Source organism: Hydrogenophaga sp. FG152, from assembly GCF_057809615.1.
In genome coordinates, this window is sequence record NZ_JBMDKH010000009.1 from 56,587 (window position 1) to 82,143 (window position 25,557).

The 25,557-nt window shown below is 69.3% G+C and carries 25 protein-coding genes; 20 read left to right on the top strand and 5 right to left on the bottom strand.

Annotated features, from left to right (window positions below):
* Window positions 1-61: 61 nt before the first annotated feature.
* Window positions 62-868, bottom strand: coding sequence for an MmyB family transcriptional regulator (locus ACODTB_RS12570; RefSeq protein WP_291119990.1), 807 nt, complete (start codon window positions 866-868; stop codon window positions 62-64).
* Window positions 869-1,002: 134 nt separating this feature from the next.
* Here ACODTB_RS12570 and ACODTB_RS12575 point away from each other — a divergent pair, with 134 nt between their 5' ends.
* From ACODTB_RS12575 to ACODTB_RS12650, 16 genes are all read left to right on the top strand, one after another.
* Complete coding sequence (locus tag ACODTB_RS12575) at window positions 1,003-1,416, top strand: hypothetical protein (protein ID WP_291119992.1); 414 nt, start codon at window positions 1,003-1,005, stop codon at window positions 1,414-1,416.
* A 110-nt stretch (window positions 1,417-1,526) separates the two neighbouring features.
* The gene (locus ACODTB_RS12580; protein WP_291119994.1) at window positions 1,527-1,685 is read left to right on the top strand and encodes a DUF3309 family protein; all 159 of its coding nucleotides are present in this window, start codon (window positions 1,527-1,529) and stop codon (window positions 1,683-1,685) included.
* A 160-nt stretch (window positions 1,686-1,845) separates the two neighbouring features.
* Entirely contained in the window at window positions 1,846-4,710 is a 2,865-nt protein-coding gene (locus tag ACODTB_RS12585) for an aconitate hydratase (RefSeq protein ID WP_488929369.1), read from the top strand.
* Between the two features lie 55 nt (window positions 4,711-4,765).
* A complete protein-coding gene (locus ACODTB_RS12590; RefSeq protein WP_291120000.1) occupies window positions 4,766-5,695 on the top strand; it encodes a S1C family serine protease in 930 nt (309 codons plus the stop codon).
* 141 nt (window positions 5,696-5,836) lie between these two features.
* On the top strand, window positions 5,837-6,838 hold the full coding sequence (locus ACODTB_RS12595) for an AAA family ATPase (protein WP_291120003.1): 1,002 nt from the start codon (window positions 5,837-5,839) through the stop codon (window positions 6,836-6,838).
* Window positions 6,839-6,963: 125 nt separating this feature from the next.
* Complete coding sequence (locus tag ACODTB_RS12600; RefSeq protein WP_291120006.1) at window positions 6,964-8,031, top strand: DUF58 domain-containing protein; 1,068 nt, start codon at window positions 6,964-6,966, stop codon at window positions 8,029-8,031.
* The gene (locus ACODTB_RS12605; protein ID WP_291120010.1) at window positions 8,028-9,095 is read left to right on the top strand and encodes a VWA domain-containing protein; all 1,068 of its coding nucleotides are present in this window, start codon (window positions 8,028-8,030) and stop codon (window positions 9,093-9,095) included. The genes ACODTB_RS12600 and ACODTB_RS12605 overlap by 4 nt, the downstream gene beginning before the upstream one ends.
* Window positions 9,096-9,441: 346 nt before the next feature.
* Window positions 9,442-10,653, top strand: coding sequence for an MFS transporter (locus ACODTB_RS12610; RefSeq protein ID WP_291120013.1), 1,212 nt, complete (start codon window positions 9,442-9,444; stop codon window positions 10,651-10,653).
* On the top strand, window positions 10,650-11,549 hold the full coding sequence (locus ACODTB_RS12615; protein WP_291120016.1) for a dihydroorotate dehydrogenase electron transfer subunit: 900 nt from the start codon (window positions 10,650-10,652) through the stop codon (window positions 11,547-11,549). Before ACODTB_RS12610 ends, ACODTB_RS12615 begins: the two co-directional genes overlap by 4 nt.
* Window positions 11,542-12,492: a dihydroorotate dehydrogenase gene (locus ACODTB_RS12620; protein WP_291120019.1), complete on the top strand. Its 951-nt coding sequence runs from the start codon at window positions 11,542-11,544 to the stop codon at window positions 12,490-12,492. Before ACODTB_RS12615 ends, ACODTB_RS12620 begins: the two co-directional genes overlap by 8 nt.
* A 21-nt stretch (window positions 12,493-12,513) precedes the next feature.
* On the top strand, window positions 12,514-13,770 hold the full coding sequence (locus ACODTB_RS12625; protein WP_291120022.1) for a hydantoinase/carbamoylase family amidase: 1,257 nt from the start codon (window positions 12,514-12,516) through the stop codon (window positions 13,768-13,770).
* Between the two features lie 11 nt (window positions 13,771-13,781).
* Complete coding sequence (pyrC, locus tag ACODTB_RS12630; protein WP_488929370.1) at window positions 13,782-14,831, top strand: dihydroorotase; 1,050 nt, start codon at window positions 13,782-13,784, stop codon at window positions 14,829-14,831.
* A 190-nt stretch (window positions 14,832-15,021) separates the two neighbouring features.
* On the top strand, window positions 15,022-15,942 hold the full coding sequence (locus ACODTB_RS12635) for a helix-turn-helix domain-containing protein (protein WP_291120024.1): 921 nt from the start codon (window positions 15,022-15,024) through the stop codon (window positions 15,940-15,942).
* The gene (locus tag ACODTB_RS12640) at window positions 15,939-16,622 is read left to right on the top strand and encodes an orotate phosphoribosyltransferase (RefSeq protein ID WP_488929371.1); all 684 of its coding nucleotides are present in this window, start codon (window positions 15,939-15,941) and stop codon (window positions 16,620-16,622) included. Before ACODTB_RS12635 ends, ACODTB_RS12640 begins: the two co-directional genes overlap by 4 nt.
* A gap of 15 nt (window positions 16,623-16,637) precedes the next feature.
* Window positions 16,638-16,964, top strand: a complete 327-nt coding sequence (locus ACODTB_RS12645) for a hypothetical protein (protein ID WP_291120029.1) — start codon at window positions 16,638-16,640, stop codon at window positions 16,962-16,964.
* A 15-nt stretch (window positions 16,965-16,979) separates the two neighbouring features.
* Window positions 16,980-17,504: an SLOG cluster 4 domain-containing protein gene (locus tag ACODTB_RS12650; RefSeq protein WP_291120031.1), complete on the top strand. Its 525-nt coding sequence runs from the start codon at window positions 16,980-16,982 to the stop codon at window positions 17,502-17,504.
* 27 nt (window positions 17,505-17,531) lie between these two features.
* On the opposite strand, the gene ACODTB_RS12655 is transcribed toward ACODTB_RS12650, so the two are convergent.
* Both ACODTB_RS12655 and ACODTB_RS12660 read right to left on the bottom strand, forming a co-directional pair.
* The gene (locus ACODTB_RS12655) at window positions 17,532-18,239 is read right to left on the bottom strand and encodes a DUF899 family protein (protein WP_291120034.1); all 708 of its coding nucleotides are present in this window, start codon (window positions 18,237-18,239) and stop codon (window positions 17,532-17,534) included.
* Window positions 18,240-18,327: 88 nt separating this feature from the next.
* Window positions 18,328-18,726: a GFA family protein gene (locus ACODTB_RS12660; protein WP_291120038.1), complete on the bottom strand. Its 399-nt coding sequence runs from the start codon at window positions 18,724-18,726 to the stop codon at window positions 18,328-18,330.
* A 78-nt stretch (window positions 18,727-18,804) separates the two neighbouring features.
* Between ACODTB_RS12660 and ACODTB_RS12665 the strand changes: the two genes are divergently transcribed.
* The 4 genes from ACODTB_RS12665 to ACODTB_RS12680 all read left to right on the top strand — a co-directional run bounded on the left by ACODTB_RS12665 (window position 18,805) and on the right by ACODTB_RS12680 (window position 23,089).
* Window positions 18,805-20,007: an FAD-dependent monooxygenase gene (locus ACODTB_RS12665; protein WP_291120041.1), complete on the top strand. Its 1,203-nt coding sequence runs from the start codon at window positions 18,805-18,807 to the stop codon at window positions 20,005-20,007.
* Window positions 20,008-20,198: 191 nt separating this feature from the next.
* The gene (locus ACODTB_RS12670; protein WP_291120043.1) at window positions 20,199-21,191 is read left to right on the top strand and encodes a Bug family tripartite tricarboxylate transporter substrate binding protein; all 993 of its coding nucleotides are present in this window, start codon (window positions 20,199-20,201) and stop codon (window positions 21,189-21,191) included.
* 76 nt (window positions 21,192-21,267) lie between these two features.
* Entirely contained in the window at window positions 21,268-22,443 is a 1,176-nt protein-coding gene (locus ACODTB_RS12675; protein WP_291120046.1) for an acyltransferase family protein, read from the top strand.
* A gap of 79 nt (window positions 22,444-22,522) precedes the next feature.
* Window positions 22,523-23,089 (top strand): hypothetical protein, encoded by a 567-nt coding sequence (locus ACODTB_RS12680; protein WP_291120048.1) that lies wholly within the window; start codon window positions 22,523-22,525, stop codon window positions 23,087-23,089.
* Window positions 23,090-23,099: 10 nt separating this feature from the next.
* Here the strand turns inward: ACODTB_RS12680 and ACODTB_RS12685 are convergent, their stop codons facing one another.
* Window positions 23,100-24,566 carry an AMP-binding protein gene (locus tag ACODTB_RS12685; RefSeq protein ID WP_291120051.1) on the bottom strand — a complete coding sequence of 489 codons (1,467 nt, stop codon included), beginning with the start codon at window positions 24,564-24,566 and terminating at the stop codon, window positions 23,100-23,102.
* 4 nt (window positions 24,567-24,570) lie between these two features.
* Window positions 24,571-25,554, bottom strand: a complete 984-nt coding sequence (locus ACODTB_RS12690; RefSeq protein WP_291120054.1) for an NAD(P)H-dependent flavin oxidoreductase — start codon at window positions 25,552-25,554, stop codon at window positions 24,571-24,573.
* Window positions 25,555-25,557: the final 3 nt, after the last annotated feature.

The following is a 25,557-nucleotide window of genomic DNA, read 5'->3' on the forward strand; positions in this document are numbered from 1 at the left end:
CCGGCGGAGCCGGACCCTCGGCGCCCTGGATAAAAAAGCCGCTGCGGTTGCAGCGGCTTTTTTACGCCTGCGCGGCGAGTTGCCTGAGCAACTCGGCAGACGCTTCATCGCCTGGAAAGAAGGTCTCCAGCGCCAGCTCCTGCAGGGTGATGTCCACCGGCGAGCCGAACACCGTGGTCGTGCTCACGAGGTTCAGCACGCCATGGCCGGTGTTGAACTGGAAAGGCATCAGCACGCCATGGTGCTCGCCCGGCAGCGTGCCGGCGTCGTTGCCGAACGATTCCGGGTAGCCCTTGAGTTCGGACAGCAGCGCGGCCAGCGCCTCGTCGCCGGTGGCGTGGATCTGCTGGCGCAGGCGCTCGAACAGGTGCTCGCGCCATTGCCGCAGGTTGGCGATGCGCGGCGCCAGCCCCTCGGGGTGCAGGCTCAGGCGCAGCACATTGACGGGGCCCTCCAGCAGCCGGGGCGAGGCCCCCGCCATCAGCAGCGGCACCAGCCGGTTGGCCATCACCAGGTTCCAGTGCCGGTCCATCGCCAGCGCGGGCCAGGGTTCGTGGCAGTCCAGGATGCGCTTGACCGCCGCGCGCGCCGAGGCCATGTCGGGCGCGTCCAGCGGGCGCTCGCGGTACATCGGGGCGTACCCGGCGGCTTCCAGCAGCGCGTTGCGTTCGCGCAGAGGCACCTCGAGCCGGTCGACCAGGCGCAACACCATGTCGCGGCTGGGGCTGGCGCGGCCGGTCTCCACGTAGCTCAGGTGCCGGGTGGACACATCGGCCACGTGCGCCAGGTCGAGCTGGCTCAGGCGGCGGCGCTGGCGCCAGTGGCGCAGGCGTTCGCCGAATGGAGAGGGGGTGGTCAGGGCGTTCATGGGCGGCATGGTAGGGCACCCGGGTGCCGACCGGCCATGACCTGCCACGTCATGGACGCCGCGCACCCGCCGGCCGACCATGCACCCCGGATGCCCTGACTTCCATCCGTCCTCACCTCATCAAGGAGTGCACCATGTCCCTCATCGCTTCCCTCACTTCCCCGGTCGGCCTGCGCCGCGTGCTCTGGGCCGATGCCCTGTCCGGCTCCGGCACCGCCGTGCTGCACCTGGCCCTGACCGGCTCGCTGTCCGCCCTGCTGGGCCTGCCCGGCGCGCTGCTCAGCGCCTCGGGCATCCTGTTGCTGCTCTATGTCGCCCTGGCCGGCACGTTGGCCCTGCAGGCCACGCCGTCGCGCGCGCTGCTGGGCGTGCTGGTGCTCGGCAATTTCGCCTGGGTGGCGGCCTGCCTCGCGCTGCTGTTTGGCGGCCTGGTCTCGCCCACGCCGCTGGGCCAAGCCTACCTGGTGGTCCAGGCCGTGGCGGTGCTGGTGCTGGCCGAGCTGCAGTGGATGGCGCTGCGGCGCCAGCGGCCAGCCGCCCTGGCCTGAGCCATGTGCGCCAGCGAACAGATGCGCGCGCCCTCAGCGCCTACGCTGGGTGCGCGCCATTGATGGATAGGCCGTCATTGGGCAAGGCTCTCTGAAAAAAGGAAAAAACCATGACCCTCGGTACCATCCTCCTGATCATCCTGGTGCTGATCCTGCTTGGCGTCTTTCCCACTTGGCCGCACAGCCGGGGCTGGGGTTACGGTCCCAGCGGTGTGCTGGGCGTCGTGCTGGTGATCGTGATCGTGCTGCTGCTCACCGGCAGGTTGTGACCTGAGCGTCACCCGCCCCGCGCGCCGTGCACGCGCGTCCTCCGGGTGCCTTGGCCCCGGAGGCTTTCCTGTTCGGCAAGGAATTCATCGCTGTCAGCACGGAATAGCCTGCTCCTGACAGAATGGACCGGTGTTTCACCGATTCCGTCAGGAGCCCCACATGCCCACGACCAGCCATTTCGCCCATCCCTTCGCCTCCACCGTCAAGACTTTCAAGACCGCCTCGGGCAAAAGCGGCCGTTTCTATTCCCTGCCGGCGCTGGCCAAACAGTACCCCTCGGTGAAGCGCCTGCCGGTGTCGCTGCGCATCGTGCTGGAGAGCGTGCTGCGCCATTGCGATGGCGAGCGCGTGACCCCGGAGCACGTGGCGCAGCTCGCGCAATGGCAGCCCAACACCGCGCGCACCGACGAAATTCCCTTCACCGTGGCGCGCGTGGTGCTGCAGGACTTCACCGGTGTGCCCCTGCTGGCTGACCTGGCCGCCATGCGCAGCGTGGCCCAGCGCCTGGGCCAGGACCCGAAGAAGATCGAGCCCCTGGTGCCGGTGGACCTGGTGGTGGACCACTCGGTGATGGTCGACCACTATGGCACCAAGCAGGCGCTCGACCTCAACATGAAGCTGGAGTTCCAGCGCAACAACGAGCGCTACCAGTTCATGAAGTGGGGCATGCAGGCCTTCGATACCTTCGGTGTGGTGCCCCCGGGCTTCGGCATCGTGCACCAGGTGAACCTGGAGTACCTGGCGCGCGGCGTGCACATGAAGGGCGGCATGTACTACCCCGACACCCTGGTGGGCACCGACAGCCACACCACCATGATCAACGGCATCGGCGTGGTGGCCTGGGGCGTGGGCGGCATCGAGGCCGAGGCCGCCATGCTGGGTCAGCCGGTGTATTTCCTCACGCCCGACGTGGTGGGCTTCGAGCTCACCGGCCGCCTGCGCGAAGGCGTGACCGCCACCGACCTGGTGCTGACCGTCACCGAGATCCTGCGCCAGCACAAGGTGGTGGGCAAGTTCGTCGAGTTCTTCGGCGAAGGCACGGCCTCGCTCGCGCTGCCCGACCGCGCCACCATCGCCAACATGGCGCCCGAGTACGGCGCCACCATGGGCTTCTTCCCGGTAGACGAGAAGACGCTGGCCTACTTCCGCGGCACCGGCCGCAGCGCGGCCGAGATCGAGGCCTTCGAGGCCTACTTCCGGGCCCAGGGCCTGTTCGGCATGCCGGCCAGCGGCGAGATCGATTACTCCAAGGTGGTCAAACTGGACCTCGGCCTGGTGACGCCGAGTCTGGCCGGCCCCAAGCGCCCGCAGGACCGCATCGAGCTCGGCCAGGTGGCGCGCCAGTTCTGCGATCTGTTCAGCAAGCCCAACGACCAGAACGGCTTCAACCGCCCGGCCGAGTTGCTGCACACGCGCTACCACGCCATCGACAACGAGATCGCGCCCGTGGCCGTGCCCTCGGCCAAGCCCACGCCCGAAGGCGCGCCGCGCTTCGAGGTGGAGATGGTGGCCAACCGGCCGGTGCGCGCCAGCGCGCCGGTCAAGGAACCGCGTGGCGATCTCACCATCGGCAACGGCGACGTTCTGATCGCCGCCATCACCAGCTGCACCAACACCAGCAACCCCGGCGTGCTGCTGGCCGCCGGCCTGCTGGCCAAGAAGGCGGTGGAGGCCGGCCTCAAGGTGCAGCCGCACATCAAGACCTCGCTGGCCCCCGGCTCGCGCATCGTCACCGAATACCTCACCCAGACCGGCCTGCTGCCCTACCTGGAAAAGCTCGGCTTCGCGCTCGCCGGCTACGGCTGCACCACCTGCATCGGCAACGCGGGCGACCTCGCGCCCGAGCTCAACGCCGTCATCACGCAGAACGACCTCGTGTGCGCCGCGGTGCTCTCGGGCAACCGCAACTTCGAGGCCCGCATCCACCCCAACCTCAAGGCCAACTTCCTCGCCAGCCCGCCGCTGGTGGTGGCCTACGCCATCGCCGGCAACGTCATGAAAGACCTCATGACCGAGCCGGTGGGCAAGGGCAAGGGCGGAAAGCCGGTGTTCCTGGGCGACATCTGGCCCAGCAGCGACGAGATCTACCAGCTCATGAAGTTCGCCATGAATGGCAAGGCCTACCGCGAGAACTACGCGCGCGTGGCCAGCGAGCCCGGCAAGCTGTGGGAGCACATCAAGGGCGTCTCGGGCAATGCCTACACCTGGCCCAAGAGCACCTACATCGCCGAACCGCCGTTCTTCGAAACCTTCCAGCTCGCGGCCACGGCGTCCGCCGAGCCGCCGGCGGTGCGTGGCGCGCGCGTCATGGCGCTGTTCGGCGACTCCATCACCACCGACCACATCTCGCCGGCCGGCAACATCGCCGAAAACTCGCCCGCTGGCCAGTGGCTCTTGGCGCATGGTGTGCTCAAGGCCGATTTCAACAGCTATGGCGCGCGCCGGGGCCACCACGAGGTGATGATGCGCGGCACCTTCGCCAACGTGCGCATCAAGAACCTGATGCTGGCCCCCTTGCCCGGCGGATCGCGCGAGGAGGGCGGCTGGACGATCTACCAGCTCGACGGCGTGGGGCAGGGCCAGAAGATGAGCATCTTCGACGCCGCCATGCGCTACCAGGCCGCCGGCGTGCCCACCGTGGTGTTCGCGGGCGAGGAATACGGCACCGGCTCCAGCCGTGACTGGGCCGCCAAGGGCACCCAGCTGCTGGGCATCAAGGCCGTGGTGGCGCGCAGCTTCGAGCGCATCCACCGCTCCAACCTGGTCGGCATGGGTGTGTTGCCATTGCAATTCAAGGCCGGCGACTCCTGGGAAAGCCTCGGCCTGGCCGGTGACGAGACCATCGACGTGGTCCCGCACCCCGACCTGCTGCCGCAGAGCGAGGCCCGGCTGGTCATCACCCGCGCCAACGGCGAGCGCCGCGAGGTGAACGTCATTCTGCGCATCGACACGCCGGTGGAGGTGAACTATTACCGTGACGGTGGAATCCTCCCCTACGTCCTCAGGCAATTGTTGAGCGCTTGAGCCCGATGCCGCAACGCGGCATGATGTGTTTTCGTTCTGCCCTTCGGGAGTCGCCATGCGAAAGCCTGCCTTGTACAGCCCGTCCACCCGCCCCGGGGTGCCGAAGGCGGGCGCGCAAGGCGCCGAGGCGGCCGTGGAGCAGGCCGACACCCCGGTGGCTCCCTCCCCGCGCCGCAGCCGCTGGCGGGCCGCCGCCGCCCGCTGGGCGGCCAGCCCGCGGATCATGTGGTCGGCCCTGGCCCTGCTCGCGGCCCTGCTGGCCGCCAGCGCCTGGCAGGGCAGCGCGAACGGGCCCAAGGCGCTGACGCAGAAGGACATCGACGCGGCCGTGCTGCGCACCCTCACCACCCAGAGCATCCCGTCCAAGGCCGCGCGCGCGGCGGAGAAGATCCGCCCCGCCGTGGTGCGCGTCATGTCCTACGGCAAGGACAAGAAGGGCGAGGAGCAGGAAATGGGGGTGGGCACGGGCGTGGTGATCGTCGACAAGGGCATCATCCTGACCAACCTGCACGTGGTGCAGCACGCGCAGACCATCAAGCTGGTGTTCGCCGACGGCACCGAATCCGGCGCCAGCATCACCGGCGTGCAGGCCCAGAACGACCTGGCCGTGCTGCAGGCCCACACCATCCCCGACGACCTGATCGCCGCCACCATGCGCTCCACCGGCGACCTCGTGCCCGGCGACGAGGTGGTCGCGGTGGGCTTTCCCTTCGGGATCGGCCCCTCCACCTCGTCGGGCGTCATCTCGGGTTTCGACCGCGCCTTCAAGTCGCCCGAGGGCGAGCAGGAGATTGGCAACCTGATCCAGTTCGACGCCGCGGCCAACCCCGGCAACTCGGGCGGCCCGCTGGTCACCATGGACGGCGAGGTGGTCGGCATCGTCACCGGCATCCTCAACCCGACCAGCCACCGCACCTTCCTTGGCATCGGTTTTGCAGTGCCGATCGAGAGCGCCGCCAGCGCCGCCGGTCTGCCCCCGTTTTGACATGAGCACCCCCGCCGCACTTCGCGCGACCCCCTCGGGGGGCAACACCAGCGGCCTGGCAAAGCCAGTTCCGCGGTGTTTCTGGCAGACATCCCTTTGCGCCCGCTGATGGGCGTTGTTTAACAACCTGGAGAGCGTTCCATGGACCAAAGCACCGCCCCCGACACCGCCCAGCTCATGGAGCAGATCCTGTACGAGGTCAAGCGCGTGGTGGTCGGGCAGGACCGGTTCCTCGAACGTGTCATGGTCGCCATGCTGGCCCAGGGCCACCTGCTGGTCGAAGGCGTGCCCGGCCTGGCCAAGACCCTCACGGTCAAGACGCTGGCCAACGTCGTGCAGGGCCGCTTCAAGCGCATCCAGTTCACACCCGACCTGGTGCCCGCCGACCTCGTGGGCACGCGCATCTACAACCAGAAGACCGGCGATTTCAGCACCTCGCTGGGCCCCGTGTTCGCCAACCTGCTGCTGGCCGACGAAATCAACCGCGCGCCCGCCAAGGTGCAGAGCGCGCTGCTGGAGGTGATGCAGGAGCGCCAGGTGACCATCGCTGGCGACACACACAAAGTGCCCAACCCTTTCCTCGTGATGGCCACGCAGAACCCGATCGAAACCGAAGGCACCTACCCGCTGCCCGAGGCGCAGGTCGACCGCTTCATGATGAAGGTGATGGTGGACTACCCGACGGACGAGGAAGAGTTCGTCATCGTCGAGCGCGTCACCGGTCCGGCCGTCAACGTCAACGCGGTGGCCACCACCGACCAGCTCGCCGCGCTGCAGGCGCAATGCCGGCAGGTGTACGTGGACCCCTCGCTCGTGCAGTACGCCGTCAAGCTGGTCTCGGCCACGCGCACGCCCGAGAAGCACGGTATCAAGGACATGGCGCACCTCATCACCTTCGGCGCCAGCCCGCGCGCCACCATCGGCCTGGTGGAAGGTGCGCGCGCCCTGGCCATGCTGCGCGGGCGCAACTACGCGCTGCCCGAGGACATGACCGACCTCGTGCCGGACGTGCTTCGCCACCGCGTGGTGCTCTCCTATGAAGGTTTGTCCGAAGGCCTGACCAGCGAAACCCTGATCGGCCGCATCATGAAACACATTCCTGCGCCCGCCCGGCCGCTGGAGCACGAGAAAAAGGTGGCCTGAGATGATGAGCCACCCCCTGCGCCGCCTTCGGCGTCTCCCCCCTGGAAGGGGGGCGGCACCTGAGGCCCGGCAAAGCCGGTTCCTCGGTACCACTGGATGGGGCCATCGCGCTCCGGGAGGCTGACATGCTGGGCCGGCTGTTTCGCAAACGTGATGAGACAGCTTCGGCTGCTGCCACCGCCACGCCGGTTGCGCGACGGGCCGAGGCGCTGCTGCGCCGGCTCGAATGGACCGTGCTGCGCCGGCTCGACGGCCTGCTGCAGGGCGACCACCGCACCCTCATGCGCGGCTCCGGCCTCGACCTCGCCGACCTGCGCGAGTACCAGCACCACGACGACGTGCGCCACATCGACTGGAACGTCACCGCGCGCCTGCAGACGCCGCACGTGCGCGTGTTCACCGAAGACCGCGAGATGGCCGCCTGGTTCCTGCTCGACCTCAGCCCCTCGGTGGACTTCGGCTCGGGCGAGCAGCGCAAAAGTCAGGTGCTGCTGGACTTCACCGCCGTGCTCGCGCGCCTGATCGGCCGCCACGGCAACCGCGTGGGCGCCGTGCTCTACGGCTCGCGCGGCCAGCCCGTGGTGGACGCGGTGCTGCCCGCGCGCGGCGGCCGCACCCAGGTGCTGCGGCTCATGCAGATGGTGCTGCAGCCGCCGGTGCACGCCCAGGCGAAGAACGGCGTGACCCAGCTCGCCGACCTGCTCAAGGCCGCCGTGCACACGGTGCGCCAGCGCGCCACCGTCTTCGTGGTGTCCGACTTCATCAGCGAGCCCGGCTGGGAGAAACCCCTGGGCGAACTCGCGCGCCGGCACGACGTGGTCGCCGTGCGCCTGCTCGACCCGCTGGAACTCGACCTGCCCGACCTCGGCCTGATCCCGATCCGCGATGCCGAGACCGGCGAACAGCTCCTGGTGGACACCCACGACGCCGGCTTTCGCCAGCGCTTCGCGCGCATCGCCGCGCAGCGCGAGGCGCAGCTGCGCGAAAGCCTGAGCCGCGCCGGCGTCGACACCCTGGAGCTGTCCACCGACGACGACCTGGCCGAGGCCGTGCTGCGCTTCATCGACCTGCGCAAGCGCCGCCTGCGCGAGACGCGCAACGGCACCGGCGCACGCCCTGTGCCCACCCAGTTGCCTACCCGGGACCGCCGCAGCTTCAGCGGCGTCCCACGCGAAGGAGCCCGTCCATCATGAACAGCTGGCCTGTCACCTTTCTCTGGCCGCAGTTGCTGTGGTTGCTGCTCGCGCTGCCGCTGCTGGTGCTGCTCTACGTGTGGCTGCTGCGAAGGCGCAAGCAGGCCGCGCTGCGCTACGCGAGCCTGTCCATCGTGCGCGAGGCCATGGGCAAGGGCCCGGGCTGGCGCCGCCACGTGCCCCCGGTGCTGCTGCTGCTGGCCATCGGCATCATGCTGCTGGCCTCGGCGCGGCCCATGGCCACCATCGTGCTGCCCTCGACCCAGCAGACCATCATCCTGGCGATGGACGTCTCGGGCAGCATGCGCGCCGAAGACGTCAAGCCCAACCGCCTGGTGGCCTCGCAGAACGCGGCCAAGGCTTTCCTGGCCGAACTGCCGCGCCATGTGAAGGTCGGCATCGTTGCCTTCGCAGGCTCGGCGCAGGTGGTGCAGCCCGTCACGCTCAGCCGCGAAGACCTGGTCGCCGCGATCGACAAGTTCCAGCTGCAGCGCGCCACCGCCATCGGCAGCGCCATCGTGGTCTCGCTCTCCGAGCTGTTCCCTGAGCAGCGCATCAACCTCGGCGACATGACCTACAGCCGCAACACCGATCCGTTCGCGCCCAAGGGCCGCTCGCTCGACCAGCCCAAGCCCGACGAGAAGACCTTCACGCCGGTGGCTCCGGGCTCCTACACCTCGGCCGCGATCATCCTGCTCACCGACGGCCAGCGCACCACCGGTGTGGACACCGCCGAGGCCGCGAAGATGGCGGCCGAGCGCGGGGTGCGCGTCTACACCGTGGGCGTGGGCACGGTGGACGGCGAGATCATCGGCTTCGAAGGCTGGTCCATGCGCGTGCGGCTCGACGAGGACAGCCTCAAGGAAGTGGCGCGCGCCACGCAGGCCGAGTACTACTACGCCGGCACCGCCGAGAACCTCAAGAAGGTCTACGAGACCCTGAGCTCGCGGCTGACGGTGGAGAAGAAGGAAACCGAAATCTCCGGCCTGCTGGCCCTGGCCGCCTCGCTGCTCGCGCTGCTGTCGGCGGGCCTGTCCGTGCTCTGGTTCAACCGCATCCTCTGAACGCCGAGGGCACGCGCCGGCACGGGGTGCAGCGGCCCGCGCGTCGGCGCGCCACGAAGAAGGCCTGAACGGCGAACCGTTCGGGCCACCGGCTGCGCCTGCAGTCCCGGCGCTGAGCGCCTCCCATTTCCCCTCCATCACACCGCGCCGTCGGCATGAGGCGCAGGCCTCTGCGCGCGCGTTGACGCCCCATCACCGGCCGTCGCATCGGGGAAAACACTTATCTCACGATCGAGACAAGTATCAAAAAAGATACTAGTATCAAAACATAGAAGAGATGTCGAACCTCGCCGAGACCTTGCGGCGATGTCCCGTGCAACGAAAGCCCTGCGGGGTGGAGACTCAAATGAGCAAGAAGGATGCGGTGGATGGCTACAGCTGGAAAGCCCTGGCAGGCTCGGCGGTGGGCTATGCGATGGATGGATTCGACCTGCTGATCCTGGGCTTCATGCTCAGCGCGATCTCGGCCGAGCTGCAACTGACGCCCAGCCAGGCCGGGTCGCTGGTGACCTGGACCCTGGTGGGCGCGGTCTTCGGCGGCATCGTCTTCGGGGCGCTGAGCGATCGGTACGGGCGCATCCGGGTGCTCACCTGGACCATCGTGCTGTTCGCCGTCTTCACCGGCCTGTGCGCATTCGCGCAGGGCTACTGGGACTTGCTGATCTACCGCACGATCGCGGGCATCGGCCTGGGCGGGGAGTTCGGCATCGGCATGGCGCTGGCGGCCGAGGCCTGGCCCGCCAAACACCGCGCGCGCGTGTCCTCGTACGTGGCGCTGGGCTGGCAATGTGGCGTGCTCGGCGCCGCCTTGCTGACGCCCTTGCTCCTGCCCGTCATCGGCTGGCGTGGCATGTTCCTGGTGGGGGTGCTGCCCGCCTTGGTGGCCTGGGTGATCCGCAACAAGCTGCATGAGCCCGAGGTGTTCGTGCGCAGTGCCGCCAAGACGGCGTCGAAGGGGCAGGCTTTCAGGTTGCTGGTGAAGGACAAGGCGACCGCGAAGATCAGCGCGGGCATCGTGGTGCTGTGCTCGGTGCAGAACTTCGGCTACTACGGCATCATGATCTGGATGCCCAGCTTTCTGGCCAGGCAGCTCGGGTTCAACCTCACCAAGTCGGCCCTGTGGACCTCGGTGACCATCCTCGGGATGATGGCCGGCATCTTCATCTTCGGCCAGCTGGCCGATCGCATCGGCCGCAAGCCCAGCTTCCTGCTGTTCCAGGCAGGCGCCGTGGTCATGGTGCTGTTCTATTCGCAACTGACCGATCCCATCCAGATGTTGTGGGCGGGTGCCGTGCTGGGCATGTTCGTGAACGGCATGCTGGGCGGCTACGGTGCGCTGATGTCGGAGGCCTACCCGACGGAGGCCCGTGCCACGGCGCAGAACGTGCTGTTCAACATCGGCCGCGGCGTGGGTGGGTTCGGGCCCGTGGTCGTGGGGGCACTGGTGAGCGCCTATTCGTTCCAGATCGCCATCGCCTTGCTGGCGGCCATCTACCTGCTGGACATGGTGGCCACGGTGTTCCTCATTCCCGAACTCAAGGGCAAGGAACTGGAATGACCGAAGCGCTCCAGCGTCTCCCGGCCGCACCGCGAGCCTGCGCCACCCTGACCGAGCGCGCCTGCTTCCAGCGCAATGCCGAGGCGGTGGCCTCGCACCGCTGCGAAGTGGTGGAGCACCGTTGGGTCAACGACCGCTACAAGTACCTCCGGCTCACCGCCGAGGTGGATCTCGCGGCCATCACCCGGCCCGGGCAGTTCTACCAGCTCAAGTGCCCGTCGACCGACGACATGAAGCCTTTCCTGCTGCGGCCGATGAGCGTCTATGGCGTCGGCCCCGCTCCCGGCACCGTCGAATTCCTCTACAACGTGACCGGCCTGGGTACGAAGGCCCTGGCGACCCTGGCCGTGGGTGGACAGATGGACATCGTCGGCCCCCTGGGCAACACCTTCGTGCTGGACGCCAGCGTCCGGCGCATCCTGGTGGTGGCGCGGGGTGTCGGCCTGGCCACCATGGCGCCCTTGCTGCAACTGGCGGCGCGCTCGGGCATCGCCATCACGGCGGTGATGTCGGCACGCGCACCCAAGGACCTGATGCGCGACGAATTCCTGCGCGGCGCGCAGGCCGATGTGCACGTGGTCCATGACAGCGATGGCAGCTCGTCGGTCGAGGCGGTCGAGGCCCTGGTGCGTCGGCTGATGGACGCGCAGCACCACGATGTGGTCTACACCTGTGGATCGCACCGCCTGCTCATGTTGCTGCAGCAGGTGCTGAAGGACTATCCGCAGACGCGCGGTGAAGTCGCCATGGAACAGCGAATGGCCTGTGGCATGGGGGTCTGCCTCTCCTGTGTGCGGCTGTTCGACCACGGCGGCGACAAGCGGTTCCTGCGCGTCTGCCGCGAAGGCCCGGTGTTCTCGATCGATCAGGTGGTGGGGGAGGTGGAGTTTGGCTGATCTCCATGTCAAAGTGGGCGACGTCGTGCTGCGCAACCCTGTCATGCCCGCCTCCGGCTGCTTCGCGATCGAGTACGCCGAAGCGCTGGACTTCAACCGCCTGGGCGCGCTGGTGATCAAGAGCGTCTCGCCGAAACCGCGCGCGGGCAACCCCACGCCGCGGGTGACCGAAACCCACGGCGGCATGATGAACTCGATTGGCATCCCGAGCAAAGGCCTGGAACACTACCGGCGCGAAGTGCTGCCGCCCTACACGCGGTTCGACACACCGGTCGTCGTGTCCATCTCGGCCGACACGGTGGACGAGTTCGCGCAGGCCATCGAGGAGATGTCGCTGCCGGAGGTCGCCGTGATCGAGGCGAACATCTCGTGCCCCAACCTGGAGGCCGACGGCATGGCTTTCGCGATGACGCCCGAAACCACCTACAAGGTGGTGAGCGCCATCCGGCGGCGAACCCCGCATCCGTTCTGGGTCAAGCTCACCCCCAACGCATCGCACATTGCCGCCGTGGCGAAAGCCGCCGAGGAGGCCGGGGCGGATGCCCTGGTGATGGGCAACACGGTGCTGGGCATGTCCATCGACGTCCGCACCCGAAAGCCTAAGCTGGGCAATGTCATGGGGGGCTTGTCCGGACCCGCCATCAAGCCGATTGCCTTGCGCATGGTGCACCAGTGCTACCGCAGCGTGCGCATCCCGGTCATCGGCTGCGGCGGCATCTCGACCGCCGAGGACGCGGTCGAGTTCATGCTGGCCGGTGCCAGTGCCGTCCAGGTCGGCACGGCATCGTTCATCGATCCCGGTGCGATGCAGAAGATCATCGACGGTCTTCACGCCTTCTGCGACGAGACCGGCGTGACCCACATCCGCGAGTTGACCGGCCAGGTCCGGCTGGATCGGCAGCTGTCCGACCGCTGGTTGCGCTTTGCCCAGCAATCGGGTTGATGCCCACCGCCGGCGACTTCCATGAACCTTGCTGAACTTCGGCCCCTGGCCGAAAAACTCTTTGCCGACATCCGTGAACTCTCGTTCGACGGGGTGGGCGTGACGCGGGAAAGCTACGGACCGGGCGAAACCGCCACGGCCAACTACCTGCGGGACTTCGCGCACTCGGAGGGGCTGGTGGCCACCTCGGACCGGGCCGCCAACGTGGTGTTCTCGCTGCCGGACGCACCGGTGGATCGGCCTTCGGTCTGGATCGGTTCGCACATCGACTCGGTGCCGCAAGGCGGCAACTTCGACGGTCTGGCCGGGGTCGTGGCGGGCCTGCTGTGCCAGGTGGCCCTGCGGCGCCAGGGCGTCAGTCCCGCGGTGCCCATCCAGACCATTGCCTTGCGGGGCGAGGAAAGCGCCTGGTTCGGCAAGGCCTATATGGGCTCCGGCGCCCTGTTCGGCCAACTGGGCGCCGAGGACCTGGTGCTGCGCCAGCGCAGCACCGGCGAGTGCCTGGCCGATTGCATGAAGCACAGCGGTGCCGACATCGAGGCGGTCCGCGCGCAGGAGGTGCTCATCGACAAGGCGGCGGTCAAGGCCTATATCGAACTCCACATCGAGCAGGGGCCGGTGATGGTGGCGCGCCAGCTGCCGCTGGCCGTGGTGTCGGGCATCCGTGGCAACGTCCGGCACAACCGCATCGAGTGCCTGGGCGATGCCCAGCACTCCGGCGTGGTGCCGCGCTGGCTCCGCCACGACGCCGTCTTCGCCGTCTCCGACCTCGTCATGCGGCTGGACGCCCATTGGCGGGCCCTGCTGGAACGCGGCACCGATCTGGTGGTGACGGTGGGCATTCTGCAGACGGACACGGCGGAACACGCCATTTCGCGCATTCCCGGGCAGGTGGGCTTCAGCCTGGAGGCGCGCAGCAAGAGCACGGACACGCTCGAAGCCTTCTACCAGCTGGTCCAGGCCGAGGTGAGTGCGATCACCCGCGAGCGAGGCGTGACCTTCCGCTTCGACCGCCGCCTGGTGAGCGAGCCCGCCACCATGGACGAGCGCCTGTGCGCCCTGTTGTCGCAGGCTTGCGCGGACCAGGGCGCGGCCTGCGAAGTCCTGCCCAGCGGCGCCGGGCACGACGCCGCGCTGTTCGCCAACGCGGGCATTCCCAGCGCGATGCTGTTCATCCGCAACCAGAATGGCTCGCACAACCCGCACGAGTCCATGGACCTCGACGATTTCATGCTGGGCGTGCAGGCGCTCTCCGTCGCGGCCAGCCGCATCGCCTGAAGAGGCCGACCATGACCGACCTGATCACGATCCGGCGCCCCGACGACTGGCACCTGCATCTTCGCGATGGCGACGTGCTGGCCACCGTGCTGCCCTACACCTCAGGGTGGTTCGGGCGGGCGATGGTCATGCCCAACCTCCAGCCGCCGGTGACCACGGTGGAGGCGGCCCGCGCCTACCGGGCGCGCATCCTGGCCGCGGTGCCCGCAGGCGATCGCTTCACGCCCCTGATGGCCGCCTACCTCTGCGACCACACGCCGCCCGACGAATTGCGCCGTGGCCACGAAGAGGGCGTGTTCAGCGCCGTCAAGCTGTACCCGTCGGGCGCCACCACGCATTCGGAATTTGGCGTGACGGACATGGCCAAGGTGGCCCGGGCGCTGGAGTGCATGCAGGCCATCGGCATGCCGCTGCTGCTGCACGGTGAGAGCACGGACCCGGCGGTGGACGTGTTCGATCGCGAGGCGGTGTTTCTCGAGCGCACGCTGCAGCCGCTGCTGCGCGACTTCCCCGCGCTGAAGGTGGTGCTGGAGCACATCACCACCGAAGAGGCGGCGCAAGTGGTGCGGTCCAATCACAGCGGGCGCCTGGGCGCGACCATCACGCCGCAGCATCTTCTGTTCAACCGCAACGCCATCTTCACCCAGGGCATCCGGCCGCACTTCTACTGCCTGCCGATCCTGAAGCGGGAGCGCCACCGGCTGGCCCTGATCCAGGTGGCGACCTCGGGCGACGCCCGTTTTTTCCTGGGCACCGACTCGGCGCCCCACGCGCGCGCGCTGAAGGAATCCGCCTGCGGCTGCGCTGGGATCTTCAACGCGCCCACCGCCCTGGCGGCCTACGCCACGGTCTTCGATCAGGCCGGCGCGCTGGATCGCCTGGAGGCCTTTGCGAGCCTCAACGGGCCCCGGTTCTACGGCCTCTCGCCCAACGAGGACACCCTCACCCTGCTGCGCGCGCCGCAAACGGTGCCCGACAACGTGGCGCTGCCCGGCGGCGCGGCGATCCACCCTTTCCTGGGCGGGAGCACCGTGCCCTGGCAGGTGCGCCCGGCGCCATGAACACGATCCCTTTCCCCATCGCTCACCCACGGCCCGGAGCCTGCCCATGAAATCGTCCGTTCGTCCCCATCGCACGCGGGTGCGCCGCAGGAGGGTGCGCAACCGGGGGAGGGCGCCCGTTCGACGCGGGTATGTCTTTTCCAGCGGGTGCCCTATATTCTCTTTTTTGATTCGACCGAGTGAAAAAGAGATGAGCACACCCGTCTTGCCACCAGCTTCCTCGATTGACTACGCGGACCTGGGCAACCGGCTCAAGGCCTACCGCATCGGCGCGTCGCTGCAGGCTGAGGATGTGGCCGAGCAGCTCGGCGTGTCGCGCGCGGTGGTGTACCGCATGGAGAAGGGCGAGATCGTCAAGATCGAGACCCTGGAGAGGCTGGCCCAGCTGCTGAACACGTCGCTGGCCTCCTTGCTGGGGGTGGAAGTCGAGTACTACTCGAACGCCCTGGGCCTGTTCGAACGCATGCGCCAGCTCGAGCAGACATCCGACCGCATCCTGGCCCACTTCGAACCCATTTCCTTGCTGCTGACCTCCGACGAGTACCTGACGCACCTGCGGGAAATGCTGCTCGAGGCCTCGCCAAAACCCCAGGGCAAAGCGCGCCAGGGCGAAGTGGAGGACATGCTGACCATCCTGGCCGAGCGTCGGCGGTTCTTCGAGCAGCGCCGCATGAGCATCGTGAGCCTGATCGGCATGCGCGAGCTGGAGCGCTTCGTGCTGACGGGGCTGGTCGGGCGGGTCGATCTCCCGCACGAGGTCCGGATGCAGCGCGTGCGGGCCGCGCGCAACGAAGTGGTGCGCATTGCCGATCTGATGGAGAGCGAGCCGCTGAATGTGCAGATCGGCCTGATCGACGACGCCATGCCCTCGTCGACCTTCCAGCTGTTTTCCGGGAACCAGCGCACCGTGCTGGCGGTGAGCCCCTTCAGGCTGGGCGAGTTGCCCAACGTGCGCAACGGCATTGCCACCGTGACCGCCTCACCCGAGGCCGTGCGCCTGTACGAGGACATGATCGGCCGCCTCTGGAAGAGCGCCTACAAGGGCCGCACGGGCGCGCAGCGCTTGCGGCGCCTGCTGGAGCGGGTGGATGCATTGACGGAGTTGCCATGATGCCCAACCCATCCTCCGCCCATGCGGTGGCCGAGCTGCTGATCGAGGCGGGCTGCGTCAGCTGCCGGACCGATGAGCCTTTCCGCTTGCCATCGGGCTGGGCCAGCCCGGTGTACATGGATTGCCGTCGACTGATTTCGTTTCCACGGACGCGGCAGGTGCTGCTTGAGCAGGCCCTGGCCCGGCTTCGCGCCGCCGGCGCCCTGGAGGGCCTGGCCGCCGTGGCGGGCGGGGAGTCCAGCGGCATCGCCTTCGCGGCCTGGATGGCGGATGCCTTGAACCTGCCCCTGCAATACGTTCGCAAGCGCGCCGTGGGCCAGGCCCAGGTGGAAGGCGTGGTGGCGCCCGGCTCGGCGGTGCTGCTCGTGGACGACCTGATGGCCGCGGGCCTGTCCAAGCTCACGTTCTGCCAGGCCCTGCGCGCGCGGGGTGCCGTGGTCCGCGACGTCTTCGTGGTGTTCGACTACGGCACCTTCGATGCCACGGCGATGCTGCACGCGCACCAGATGCGTGTGCATGCCCTGTGCACCTGGCAGGACGTGCTCGATGCCGCGCGCGGGCGCGATGGGTTCGACCCATCGGCCGTCGCGGAATGGGCCGCATTTCTTCGAAACCCGGGGGCGTGGTCCGAGGCCCATGGTGGCATCGCATCCTCCCCCGTGTCCCCTGTCCCCGCCTAAAGGAGAACCTCCGGCATGACTTTTCAACACATCGCGCAGACGTTTGCGCAGGGCCTGGCGGGAACCGACCAGTTCAAGGCGTTCTACAAAGGCGCGTTCGCCCTCATGAAGACGGATCCGGCCAACGCCGCGCTGTATTTCGTGGTGGGCGTCGCGGCCCATTCCTATGTGCAGAAGTTCGAGGACCAGGCGGTGGACCCCGCGCAGGCGGACCAGGCCAAGGCGACGCTCGACGCGTTCAATGCGCGCTTGCTGGCGTCGCTGTCCCAGTCGCCCGAGGAGCGCCTGGCCGCGGTGAGCGCCGTGGCGCTCGACTACGAGTGGAACGTCCAGGCGTTCTGAACGTCCCTGGGTGCCATGGCCGTCATCGGCGTCATGGGTTCGGGCTCCCGACCCTGGAACCGGCTCGCCAAACCACTGGGCGCGTGGATCGCCGAGGCCGGCCACCACCTGCTCACAGGCGGTGGCCAGGGCGTGATGGCGAGCGTGGGCAAGGCGTTTCACGAACACCCCGGCCGACGCGGTTGCGCCATCGGGGTGCTGCCTACCCTGGCCGACCCCGAGCGCGGTTTCCGGCCGCTGGAGGGCTACCCCAACGCGCATGTCGACATCCGGATCGTCACGCCGCTCCCGCGCCGTGCCGCATCCGATCCACCCGAGCTGCACACGCGCAACCACGTGAACGTGCTGAGCAGCGACGTCGTCGTGGCCTTGCCGGGTGCGCACGGCACCCACGATGAGGTGCGCCTGTGCCTGGCGTTCCACAAACCCGTCATCGGCTTCGGGCCGCAGGCGCAGTTTGCGGACATGCCGGGCGAGCTGTTGGTCGTGCAGCGCCTCGAGCGCGTCGTCGCGTTCATCGAAGACCAGCTGAAAGCCTGATCCCTTCGTCCCTCGGCGCGCGCGCGTTCAGGCGCCGTTGCCGTAGTCCAGCCTGGGGTACCAGTCGGTGCCGCGCCCGCCCGGCGTGAGGTCCAGGATGTTCCACAGCGGCGTGGGGTCGGGTGCGCCGCGAGGGTCCTGGCCCGGGTCGGCCGTGCCGCCGAGCTCGGAGCCCCAGAAGTGCCGCACCTGGCCGTCGCGCCGCACCCAGACATCGAGCGCGGGCCACTCCTCGCCATTCGGTGCCAGGCCCCGGTAGTCGCGCGCGAAGCGGTCGCCCACCGTCGCGTAGAACTTCAGGTTCTTCCAGCCCCGCTCGCGCGCGAAGGCCAGCTGCCGCTCCACCGGCGAACGGCCGATCACCGCCAGCGCCACGTGCTGCGAGAGGTCGCGCGCGGGAATGTCGAGCGAGCCGATGAACGCGGTGCACATCGGGCAGGGCCGCTCGCGTTGAGGCCCGTACATCCAGAAGTAGGTCACCAGCGTTTCGTGCGCGTCGAACAGCGCCTTCCAGCCCACCGTCTTGCCGTTCTCGTCGCGGAACTCATAGTCGGCCGCCACGCCGCCCGGCGGCAGCGCGCGCCGCTGCGCGGCCACGCGCTCGATGTGGCGCCGCAGTTCGATCTCTTCGGCCAGCAGCGCCGTGCGCGCCGTGCGGTATTCGCTGCTGTCGTTGGGGTAGGGCTGGCTGGCCGCCCGGGCCAGGGCGGTGGCGGGCTGGAGGGAGGCGGTCATCGGAGGTCCTTTCCGGGTGCTCGGGGCACCAGCCTAAGGCTTTCCCGAGCGCCTGTTGGTGCGGTACCTCACGCAGCGCCCGCCAGGCTCAGAGGTGCGCGAAGAACGCCGGCGCGGACGGCCGGTCGTGCAGGCCGTCGATGTAGGTGATCGGCACCTTCGACAGCTCTTCGTCCGTCACATCGTTCAGGCAGCCCAGGTTCACGCCGATCATCTGGCCCATCGGCGTGTCGTTGCCGATGCCGAAGCTGCGCACACCACAGTGCCTGCAGAAGAGGTGGTGGTTCTTCATCGTGTTGAAGCGGTAGAGCGTGAGGTCCGCCTCGCCGCTCAGCAGGCGGAAGTGCTCGGGCGTTGCCACCGCCGGCCAGAAGCGGTTGCGCCGGCAGATGGAGCAGTTGCAGCGGTAGCTGCTTTGCGCGAGGTCCAGGTCGGCCTCGAAGGTGACGGCGCCGCAATGGCAACTGCCGTGGTAGGTCTTGAGCATGGCGACTCCTCGGGCGTGGCGGGAGGGCGTGGTGTCGGCCAATATAGCCGGCCCTGCCCAGGCGGCACAATCGCGCGCATGAACCAACAGGTGATCGTGGCGGGCGGTGGCATTGGTGGACTGGCTTGCGCCCTGGCGCTGGCCCGCGCGGGCATGCGCTCGGTGGTGCTGGAACAGGCCGAGGCCTTTGGCGAGGTGGGGGCGGGCCTGCAGCTCGGGCCGAACGCGGTGCGCGTGCTGGCCGAGTGGGGCCTGATGGACGCCCTGCAGTCCTGCGCCGCGTTCCCGGAGGCGCTGCGCGTGCGCGACGCCCACCGCGCGAATCAGCTCGGCCACCTGCGCCTGGGCGCCCTGGCGCTGGCGCGCCACGGGCAGCACTACGCCACCCTGCACCGCGCCGACCTGCACGGCCTGCTGCTGGCCGCGGTGCAGCGCCGACCCGAAGTGCAGCTGCGGTTGGGCGCGCGGCTGGCGAGCTGGACGGAAGACGGCGAGGGTGTGCAGGTGGCGCTGGACGGCGGCGAGACGCTGTCGGGCGAGGCGCTGATCGGCTGCGATGGCCTGTGGAGCCGGGTGCGCGCCGGCCTGCTCGGCGGGCCGGCCGTGCGCGCCACCGGCCACCTGGCCTACCGGGGCATGGTGCGCTCGGTGGACCTGCCCACGCCCCTGCGCGCCAACCTCGTCACGGCCTGGCTGGCGCCGCGCCTGCACGTGGTGCACTACCCGGTGAAGCAGGGCGACTGGTTCAACCTCGTGGCGGTCGTGCACGGCAGCCTGCCGCCCGGCGACGACCCCCAGGCGTGGACGCACGAGGCCCACGCCAGCGACCTGCGGCGCGCCCTGGGCCCCGCCTGCGGCGAGCTGATGGCCATGGTCGCGGCCGTTCCCGACTGGACGCTGTGGCCGCTGAACGACCGGCCCGCCTTGCGCGGCCCGCACGAACAGGCGCGCGGCCGCGTGGCCCTGCTGGGCGACGCCGCCCACCCCATGCGGCCCTATTTCGCGCAGGGCGCGGCCATGGCCATCGAGGACGCCTGGACGCTCGGGCGCCTGGCGCAGGACCGCGAGGCCGGCAGCGACTGGGCGCTGCGGCTGTCGCGCTACGCCCAGACCCGCTGGCAGCGCAACGCGCGCGTGCAGAAGCTCTCGCAGCGCAACGGCGTGGTCTTCCACGCGCAGGGCCTGCTGCGCTGGGCGCGGGACTCCGCCATGGGCATGCTGGGCGAACGATTGCTGGACAATACGTGGCTCTACGACGGACCGCCCGAGCCGATGAGATGAGACATCCCCCTGCGCCGCTGCGCGGCTTCCCCCCTCCGTGGCGCGCCTTCGGCGCTTCGAGGGGGGACGGCACCTTGGGCCGGCGCAGCCGGACCCTCGGTGCCTCTGGTGGGCGTTGTTTCGCGCGCGGCGGTCGTGCCCCCGGGCGCAGTGAGAGTCCTTTTGAATCCATCCCGAAACCTGAGGCAGACATGAACTTCCAGAACACCCCCGTCACCCGCCGCCATGCCCTGGCCACCGCCGCCGCCGTGGCCGCTTCCACCGTGCTGCCCGCCGCGCATGCGCAAGCCGCCTGGCCCAGCCGGCCGCTGAAGATCATCGTGGGCTTCCCCGGCGGTTCCTCGCCCGACCTCACCGCGCGCCTCCTGGCCGAGCCGCTGCAGCAGGCCCTGGGCCAGCCGGTGGTGATCGAGAACCGGCCGGGTGCCGGCGGCAACATCGCCGCCGCAGCCGTGGCCCGCGCCACCGACGACCACACCATCGGCCTGATGATCAACGGCAACATGACGATCGCCAAGATCCTCAACCCCGACACCACCTACGACCCGATCACCGAGCTGGCCCCCGTCTCGCTGATCGCCGTCGCGCCCCTGGTGCTCAGCGTGCCCGCCAGCGTGGCCGAGAGCGGCGCGGCCTACATCGCCGCCGCGCGCGCCTCCGGCGACAAGTGGAACTACGGCACGCCCGGTGTGGGCACCGTGGCCCACCTGGGCATGGAGCTGCTCAAGAGCCGCGCCGGCATCGCACCGGTGCATGTGCCGTACCCGGGCAACCCGCAGGTCATCACCGCCATGCTGGGGGGCCAGGTGCAGATGTCGCTGCTGCCCCCGGGCCTGGCCATGCCGCAGGTGACGGCGGGCAAGCTCAAGGCCATCGGCGTCACGTCGGCCGGCCGCAGCAGCCTGGTGCCCGGCGTGCCCAGCCTGAGCGAGGCCGGCGTGCGCGACTTCCAGCTCGAGATCTGGAACGCCGTGGCCGCGCCCAACAGCCTGCCCAAGGCGCACGTGAACCGCCTGGCCACCTTGCTGACCGAGATCGTGCGCCGCGAAGACATCCGCCAGAAGATCTTCGGCCAGGGCTGGCAGGTGGCCGGCACCGGTCCGGAAGGACTGGCGCGCCGCATCAAGAGCGACACGGCCGCCATGGCCGAGGTCATCAAGCGCAACAACATCCGTCCGGGCTGATCGGCCGCCCCCGCCAGCCGGCGGGGTCCCGCGGGTGGTGGCGCGAACGCCCGCGAACTGCTAATGTGGCGCTCTCATGAGTGAACACGCTCCGCCCGCGCCCGCTGGTGTCCGGCTCCACGCGCTGGACAACCTGCGTGCCATCCTCATGTGGCTGGGCATCGTGCTGCATGTGTCGGCCGTCTACGCCACGCACCCGATGCCCAACGTCTGGCTGGACGAGCAGCGCACCGTGGTGGCCGATGCCCTCATCACCGTCATCCACGTGTTCCGCATGCCCGCCTTCTTCATCCTGTCGGGCTTTTTTGCGGCCTTGCTGGCGAAGTCGCGTGGCCCGGCGGGCCTGCTGCGGCACCGGCTCGCGCGCCTGGCCCTGCCGTTCGCGATCTTCTGGCCCATCCTGTGGCTGCTCACCAGCCTCGCGGTGCTGCTCTTCCTCAATCGGCTGGCCCTCAACCAATGGGGGTTCGACCTGGCCGTGGCCGCGAACGTGCCCGACAAAGGCATCAGCACCATGCACATGTGGTTCCTGTGGCTGCTGCTGTGGTTCTGCGTCATCGCCTCCGTGCTGATGCGGCTGCCCCGGCACTGGTTCACCCCCGTGGCTTCGATGCTCGCGTGGGTTGCGCGGCAGCCCTGGGGCTTCGCGCTGCTCGCGCTGCCGCTGCTGTTCGCCACCGCCGGCTACCCGCGCGGCTTCATCGTGAACTCGGGCTCCTTCCTGCCGCCCTGGAACGAGTGGGTGCACTACGGCGTGTACTTCGCCTTCGGGCTGGTGCTGTACGGCCAGCAGGCGGTGCTGTTCGCGCAGTTCCAGCGCCGCTGGCTCCTTTGCGCCCTGGTGGGCCTGGTGTTCTTCGTGCTCTCCGAAGGGGTGACGCGCCGCCATGGCCCCATGCTGCTGGGCGCCTACAGCTTTCACTGCGCGGCCTGGCTCTGGAGCTTCGCCTCGATCGGCCTGGCCCTGCGCTTCCTGCAGTCGCGCCACAAGGTGCTGGGGTATCTCGCGGACAGCGCTTACTGGGTCTACCTGGTGCACTTCCCGCTCACCATCCTTTTCGGCGCCTTGCTCTACCAGCTGCCGCTGCCGGCCCTGGTGAAGATCGCCATCAACATCTCGGCCACCACGCTGGTCTGCCTGGGCAGCTACCGCCTGTTCGTGCGCCACACCTGGATCGGTGCGTTGCTCAATGGCACGCGCCACCCGCAACCCTCACACGATCTGCCCATCACGGCCGACGGCAGGGTCTGAGCGGACGGCCCGTCTGAATCTTCTTCCGCCGTGTCGCACTGAAGGACACCAGGCATCTGCCTGGGGATTCACTTTTCGTATGACACCCACTTCCATTTCCCGACTCGGCATTGCATGTCAACAGCGCTTTTCCCTTCTGCACCCTTCCAGGCAAGCCATCGTCGCCGAGCTGCTGCGCGCGTGGACAGATGACGCGACGGGGGCGATCGCGCAAGCCGAGACCACCCTTTCCAGGCACCATCCCGCGCTGTTCGCGGAGTACCGCTCCTTCATGGATGCCAACCGGCTGGCACCCATGCGGTCCAAGGCTGAGATGTGGTGCCGGCAGGAGCTCGACGAACCGATGGTCTTGTCGACCCCTGTTCTGCCCTCTGAGCCCAAGCATGTGCCCGAGCCGACCTGCCTGTTGTTGAACAAGCGGCACCGACCCTCCGTCCACGACGGTGGTTTCAAACAGCCGAAGCCGGTGCGCCGCACGGACTTGACCATGGTGCGTGTTCAGCGGCCCATCCTCCAGCCTCCGAGTGACCTGCAGGACGTCATGCAGCTCCACGCCCTGCTGGCTGTGCAAATGAAGCAGATTCAGGTCAAGGCCTTGTCCATGGCGCTGGCGAAATGCCGGGCATTCATGGACAGGTTCCGGTAGGGCTGGCGTTTCACGTGGCCCGTGTCAGCGGTGCTGGCAGGATTCGCACTTGCTGTGGCCGCTTGAAGCGCGCCAGTCGCTGCGCCACGAAGCCGATCAGATCGGCTTCGGTGGCTATCGCGCCGGGCTTGAGGGCGCAGGCCGCGTGCACCGCCTCGCCCCATTTCTCATCCGCCTGGCCGAACACGAAGGCCTCGGCCACGGCCGGGTGTTCGAGCAGCACCTGTTCCACCTCGGCCGGGTAGACGTTTTCGCCCCCGCTCTTGATGAGCTGCTTGTGTGCCGTGCGGCCGGTGAACCACAGCCAGCCGTCCGCGTCGAGCCGCCCCAGGTCGCCGGTGCGGTGCCAGGGGTCGGCCGGTTTGAAAGGGCGCCGCGTTTCCACGTCCCAGTAGCCCAGGAACACGGTCGGACCGCGCACCGCGATCTCGCCCTCCGCCCCGTCGGCCACCGGCTGCCCGGTCGCGTCCTGGATGCGGATCTGTGAAGGCGGCACGGCGCGGCCGGCGGAGCCCGGGCGCTCGCTCTGTAGCCCCAGGCACACCATGCTCGACACCTCGGCCTGCCCGTAGGCGGACCAGAAACCGACCCCAGGGCACAGCGCGGTCAACCGCGCCTGCGTGGCCGGTGGCTCCAGACCCATGCAGATGCGCAGGCTGGCCAGAGAGGCGCCGCTGGTCTGTGCGGCATCGAGCATGGCGCCGAGCATGGGCGCGAAGGTGGCGCTCACCGTGACCTGGTGCTGTTCCACCGCCGCCACGGCGGCGGCGGGGTCGAAGCGCGGCAGCAGCACGCAGGTGCCGCCTGCGGCCAGCAGCGCGAGCGAGAGGCCGATGCCGGCCGCGTGGAACAGCGGCAGCACGCCGAGCCAGCGGTCGTTCACGCCGAGCGACCACACGGCACCGATCTGCCGGGCCGAGGCGGTGAGCTGCGACTGCGCCAGCACCGCGCCGCGCGCGTGGCCTTCCACGGCGGCGGTGAACAGCATGAGCACGCCGAGTTCCGGGGCGTCCTGCCGCGCCACCGGCGGCGCGGTGCCGGGACCGGCATAGGCGGGCGAGGGCCCGTTCGCCGCGCCGAGCCGCACGGTCGGCACCCCGGGCATGCCCTCGGGCCAGGCCGCCTGCCACAAGGGCGCGCAGGCGGCGTCCACCACGGCCATCGCCGGCGTGGCGTCGCGCGACTGCTGGGCCATTTCGGCCGGCGAGAGCCGCAGGTTCAGCGGCACCAGCATCGCGCCCAGCCAGGCCACCGCGCCCAGCATCACCAGCACCTCGGCGCGGTTGCCGGCGACCAGCACCACGCGGTCGCCCTGGCCGACTCCCAGGGCCGACAGGGCGGCGGCCTGCCGCTGCACGGCCACGTAGAGCAGGGAGTGGGACTGCGGCGCGCCGTCGTCGATCACGGCGGGGCGGTCGGCGTGGGCGACGGCGTTGTGCGCGAGCAGGTCGATCAGCGTGGGCAGGGTGGAGGTCATAGGGTCATCCTGGGAAACGGGAGGGGCCGGCGGGTGCGAAGCCCAGGCTGCGCTGGCGCGCGGCATCGTATTGGCCGGCGAGTTCGTCCACCAGCGCGGCGACGGGCAACACGCCGTGCACGCCGGCCGCCGAATGGCCGGCGCTGAAGAGTTCGGTCCAGCGCCGGGGGCGTTGCTGGGTTTCGCGGGTGCCGTACAGCTCGGCGGCGTCGGCTTCCAACGCGCTGGCATCGAGCGCATCGGGGTCGAGGCCCGCATCGACGAGGGAGGCGCGCAGCCAGTTCACCGGCAGCCCGGTGAACGCGCTGGACGGCACGATGTCGTCCCAGCCCGCGTCCACCAGCATGCGCCGGTGGGCCTCGCTGGCCAGGCTCTCGGGCGTGGCGATGAAGCGCGTGCCCATGTAGCCGAGGTCGGCGCCCAGGGCCTGCGCGGCCCACAGCGCATGGCCGTCGCTCAGGCCGCCGGCGACAACCAGCGGGCCGTCGAACAGCGCGCGCAGCGAGCGCACGCCCGCGAAGGGGCTCACCCAGCCGGTCTGCCCGCCCGCGCCCGCGCACAGCAGCACCAGGCCGTCCACGCCGGCGGCCAGCGCCTTCTCGGCATGCGCCAGCGTGGCCACGTCGGCGAACACGCGGCAGCCCGCACCGTGCAGCGGACCCACCAGCGCGGCCGGCGAGCCCACGCTGGTGATCACGAGCTCCACCTTCTCGCGCAGCACGCAGGCCAGGTCGTCGGCGAGCGTGGCGCTGCGCACGATGAGGTTGACGGCGAAGGGCGCGGCCTTCGCGGTGTCGCCGATGGCCTCGCGGATGCTCGCGATCCACGCCGCCAGTTCGCCGTGCCGGCGGCAGTTGGCGGCCGGGAAGGCGCCAATCACCCCCGCGCGGCAGGCGGCCGCCACCAGCGCCGGCCCGGACACGTGCAGCATGGGTGCCGCGATCAGCGGCAGCCTCAGGCGCGTGCGCCACTCGGCGGGCAAGGCCATGGC

What these genes read in the sequence shown, in the direction of transcription:
- ACODTB_RS12680 (WP_291120048.1), top strand. Translation starts at nt 22,523, where the DNA reads ATGACACCCACTTCCATTTCCCGACTCGGCATTGCATGTCAACAGCGC.
- ACODTB_RS12585 (WP_488929369.1), top strand. Translation starts at nt 1,846, where the DNA reads ATGCCCACGACCAGCCATTTCGCCCATCCCTTCGCCTCCACCGTCAAG.
- ACODTB_RS12570 (WP_291119990.1), bottom strand. Translation starts at nt 868, where the DNA reads ATGAACGCCCTGACCACCCCCTCTCCATTCGGCGAACGCCTGCGCCAC.
- ACODTB_RS12610 (WP_291120013.1), top strand. Translation starts at nt 9,442, where the DNA reads ATGAGCAAGAAGGATGCGGTGGATGGCTACAGCTGGAAAGCCCTGGCA.
- ACODTB_RS12660 (WP_291120038.1), bottom strand. Translation starts at nt 18,726, where the DNA reads ATGCTCAAGACCTACCACGGCAGTTGCCATTGCGGCGCCGTCACCTTC.
- ACODTB_RS12650 (WP_291120031.1), top strand. Translation starts at nt 16,980, where the DNA reads ATGGCCGTCATCGGCGTCATGGGTTCGGGCTCCCGACCCTGGAACCGG.
- ACODTB_RS12655 (WP_291120034.1), bottom strand. Translation starts at nt 18,239, where the DNA reads ATGACCGCCTCCCTCCAGCCCGCCACCGCCCTGGCCCGGGCGGCCAGC.
- ACODTB_RS12615 (WP_291120016.1), top strand. Translation starts at nt 10,650, where the DNA reads ATGACCGAAGCGCTCCAGCGTCTCCCGGCCGCACCGCGAGCCTGCGCC.
- ACODTB_RS12595 (WP_291120003.1), top strand. Translation starts at nt 5,837, where the DNA reads ATGGACCAAAGCACCGCCCCCGACACCGCCCAGCTCATGGAGCAGATC.
- ACODTB_RS12645 (WP_291120029.1), top strand. Translation starts at nt 16,638, where the DNA reads ATGACTTTTCAACACATCGCGCAGACGTTTGCGCAGGGCCTGGCGGGA.
- ACODTB_RS12675 (WP_291120046.1), top strand. Translation starts at nt 21,268, where the DNA reads ATGAGTGAACACGCTCCGCCCGCGCCCGCTGGTGTCCGGCTCCACGCG.
- ACODTB_RS12590 (WP_291120000.1), top strand. Translation starts at nt 4,766, where the DNA reads ATGCGAAAGCCTGCCTTGTACAGCCCGTCCACCCGCCCCGGGGTGCCG.
- ACODTB_RS12575 (WP_291119992.1), top strand. Translation starts at nt 1,003, where the DNA reads ATGTCCCTCATCGCTTCCCTCACTTCCCCGGTCGGCCTGCGCCGCGTG.
- ACODTB_RS12625 (WP_291120022.1), top strand. Translation starts at nt 12,514, where the DNA reads ATGAACCTTGCTGAACTTCGGCCCCTGGCCGAAAAACTCTTTGCCGAC.
- ACODTB_RS12605 (WP_291120010.1), top strand. Translation starts at nt 8,028, where the DNA reads ATGAACAGCTGGCCTGTCACCTTTCTCTGGCCGCAGTTGCTGTGGTTG.
- ACODTB_RS12670 (WP_291120043.1), top strand. Translation starts at nt 20,199, where the DNA reads ATGAACTTCCAGAACACCCCCGTCACCCGCCGCCATGCCCTGGCCACC.
- ACODTB_RS12640 (WP_488929371.1), top strand. Translation starts at nt 15,939, where the DNA reads ATGATGCCCAACCCATCCTCCGCCCATGCGGTGGCCGAGCTGCTGATC.
- pyrC (WP_488929370.1), top strand. Translation starts at nt 13,782, where the DNA reads ATGACCGACCTGATCACGATCCGGCGCCCCGACGACTGGCACCTGCAT.
- ACODTB_RS12580 (WP_291119994.1), top strand. Translation starts at nt 1,527, where the DNA reads ATGACCCTCGGTACCATCCTCCTGATCATCCTGGTGCTGATCCTGCTT.
- ACODTB_RS12690 (WP_291120054.1), bottom strand. Translation starts at nt 25,554, where the DNA reads ATGGCCTTGCCCGCCGAGTGGCGCACGCGCCTGAGGCTGCCGCTGATC.
- ACODTB_RS12685 (WP_291120051.1), bottom strand. Translation starts at nt 24,566, where the DNA reads ATGACCTCCACCCTGCCCACGCTGATCGACCTGCTCGCGCACAACGCC.
- ACODTB_RS12600 (WP_291120006.1), top strand. Translation starts at nt 6,964, where the DNA reads ATGCTGGGCCGGCTGTTTCGCAAACGTGATGAGACAGCTTCGGCTGCT.
- ACODTB_RS12635 (WP_291120024.1), top strand. Translation starts at nt 15,022, where the DNA reads ATGAGCACACCCGTCTTGCCACCAGCTTCCTCGATTGACTACGCGGAC.
- ACODTB_RS12665 (WP_291120041.1), top strand. Translation starts at nt 18,805, where the DNA reads ATGAACCAACAGGTGATCGTGGCGGGCGGTGGCATTGGTGGACTGGCT.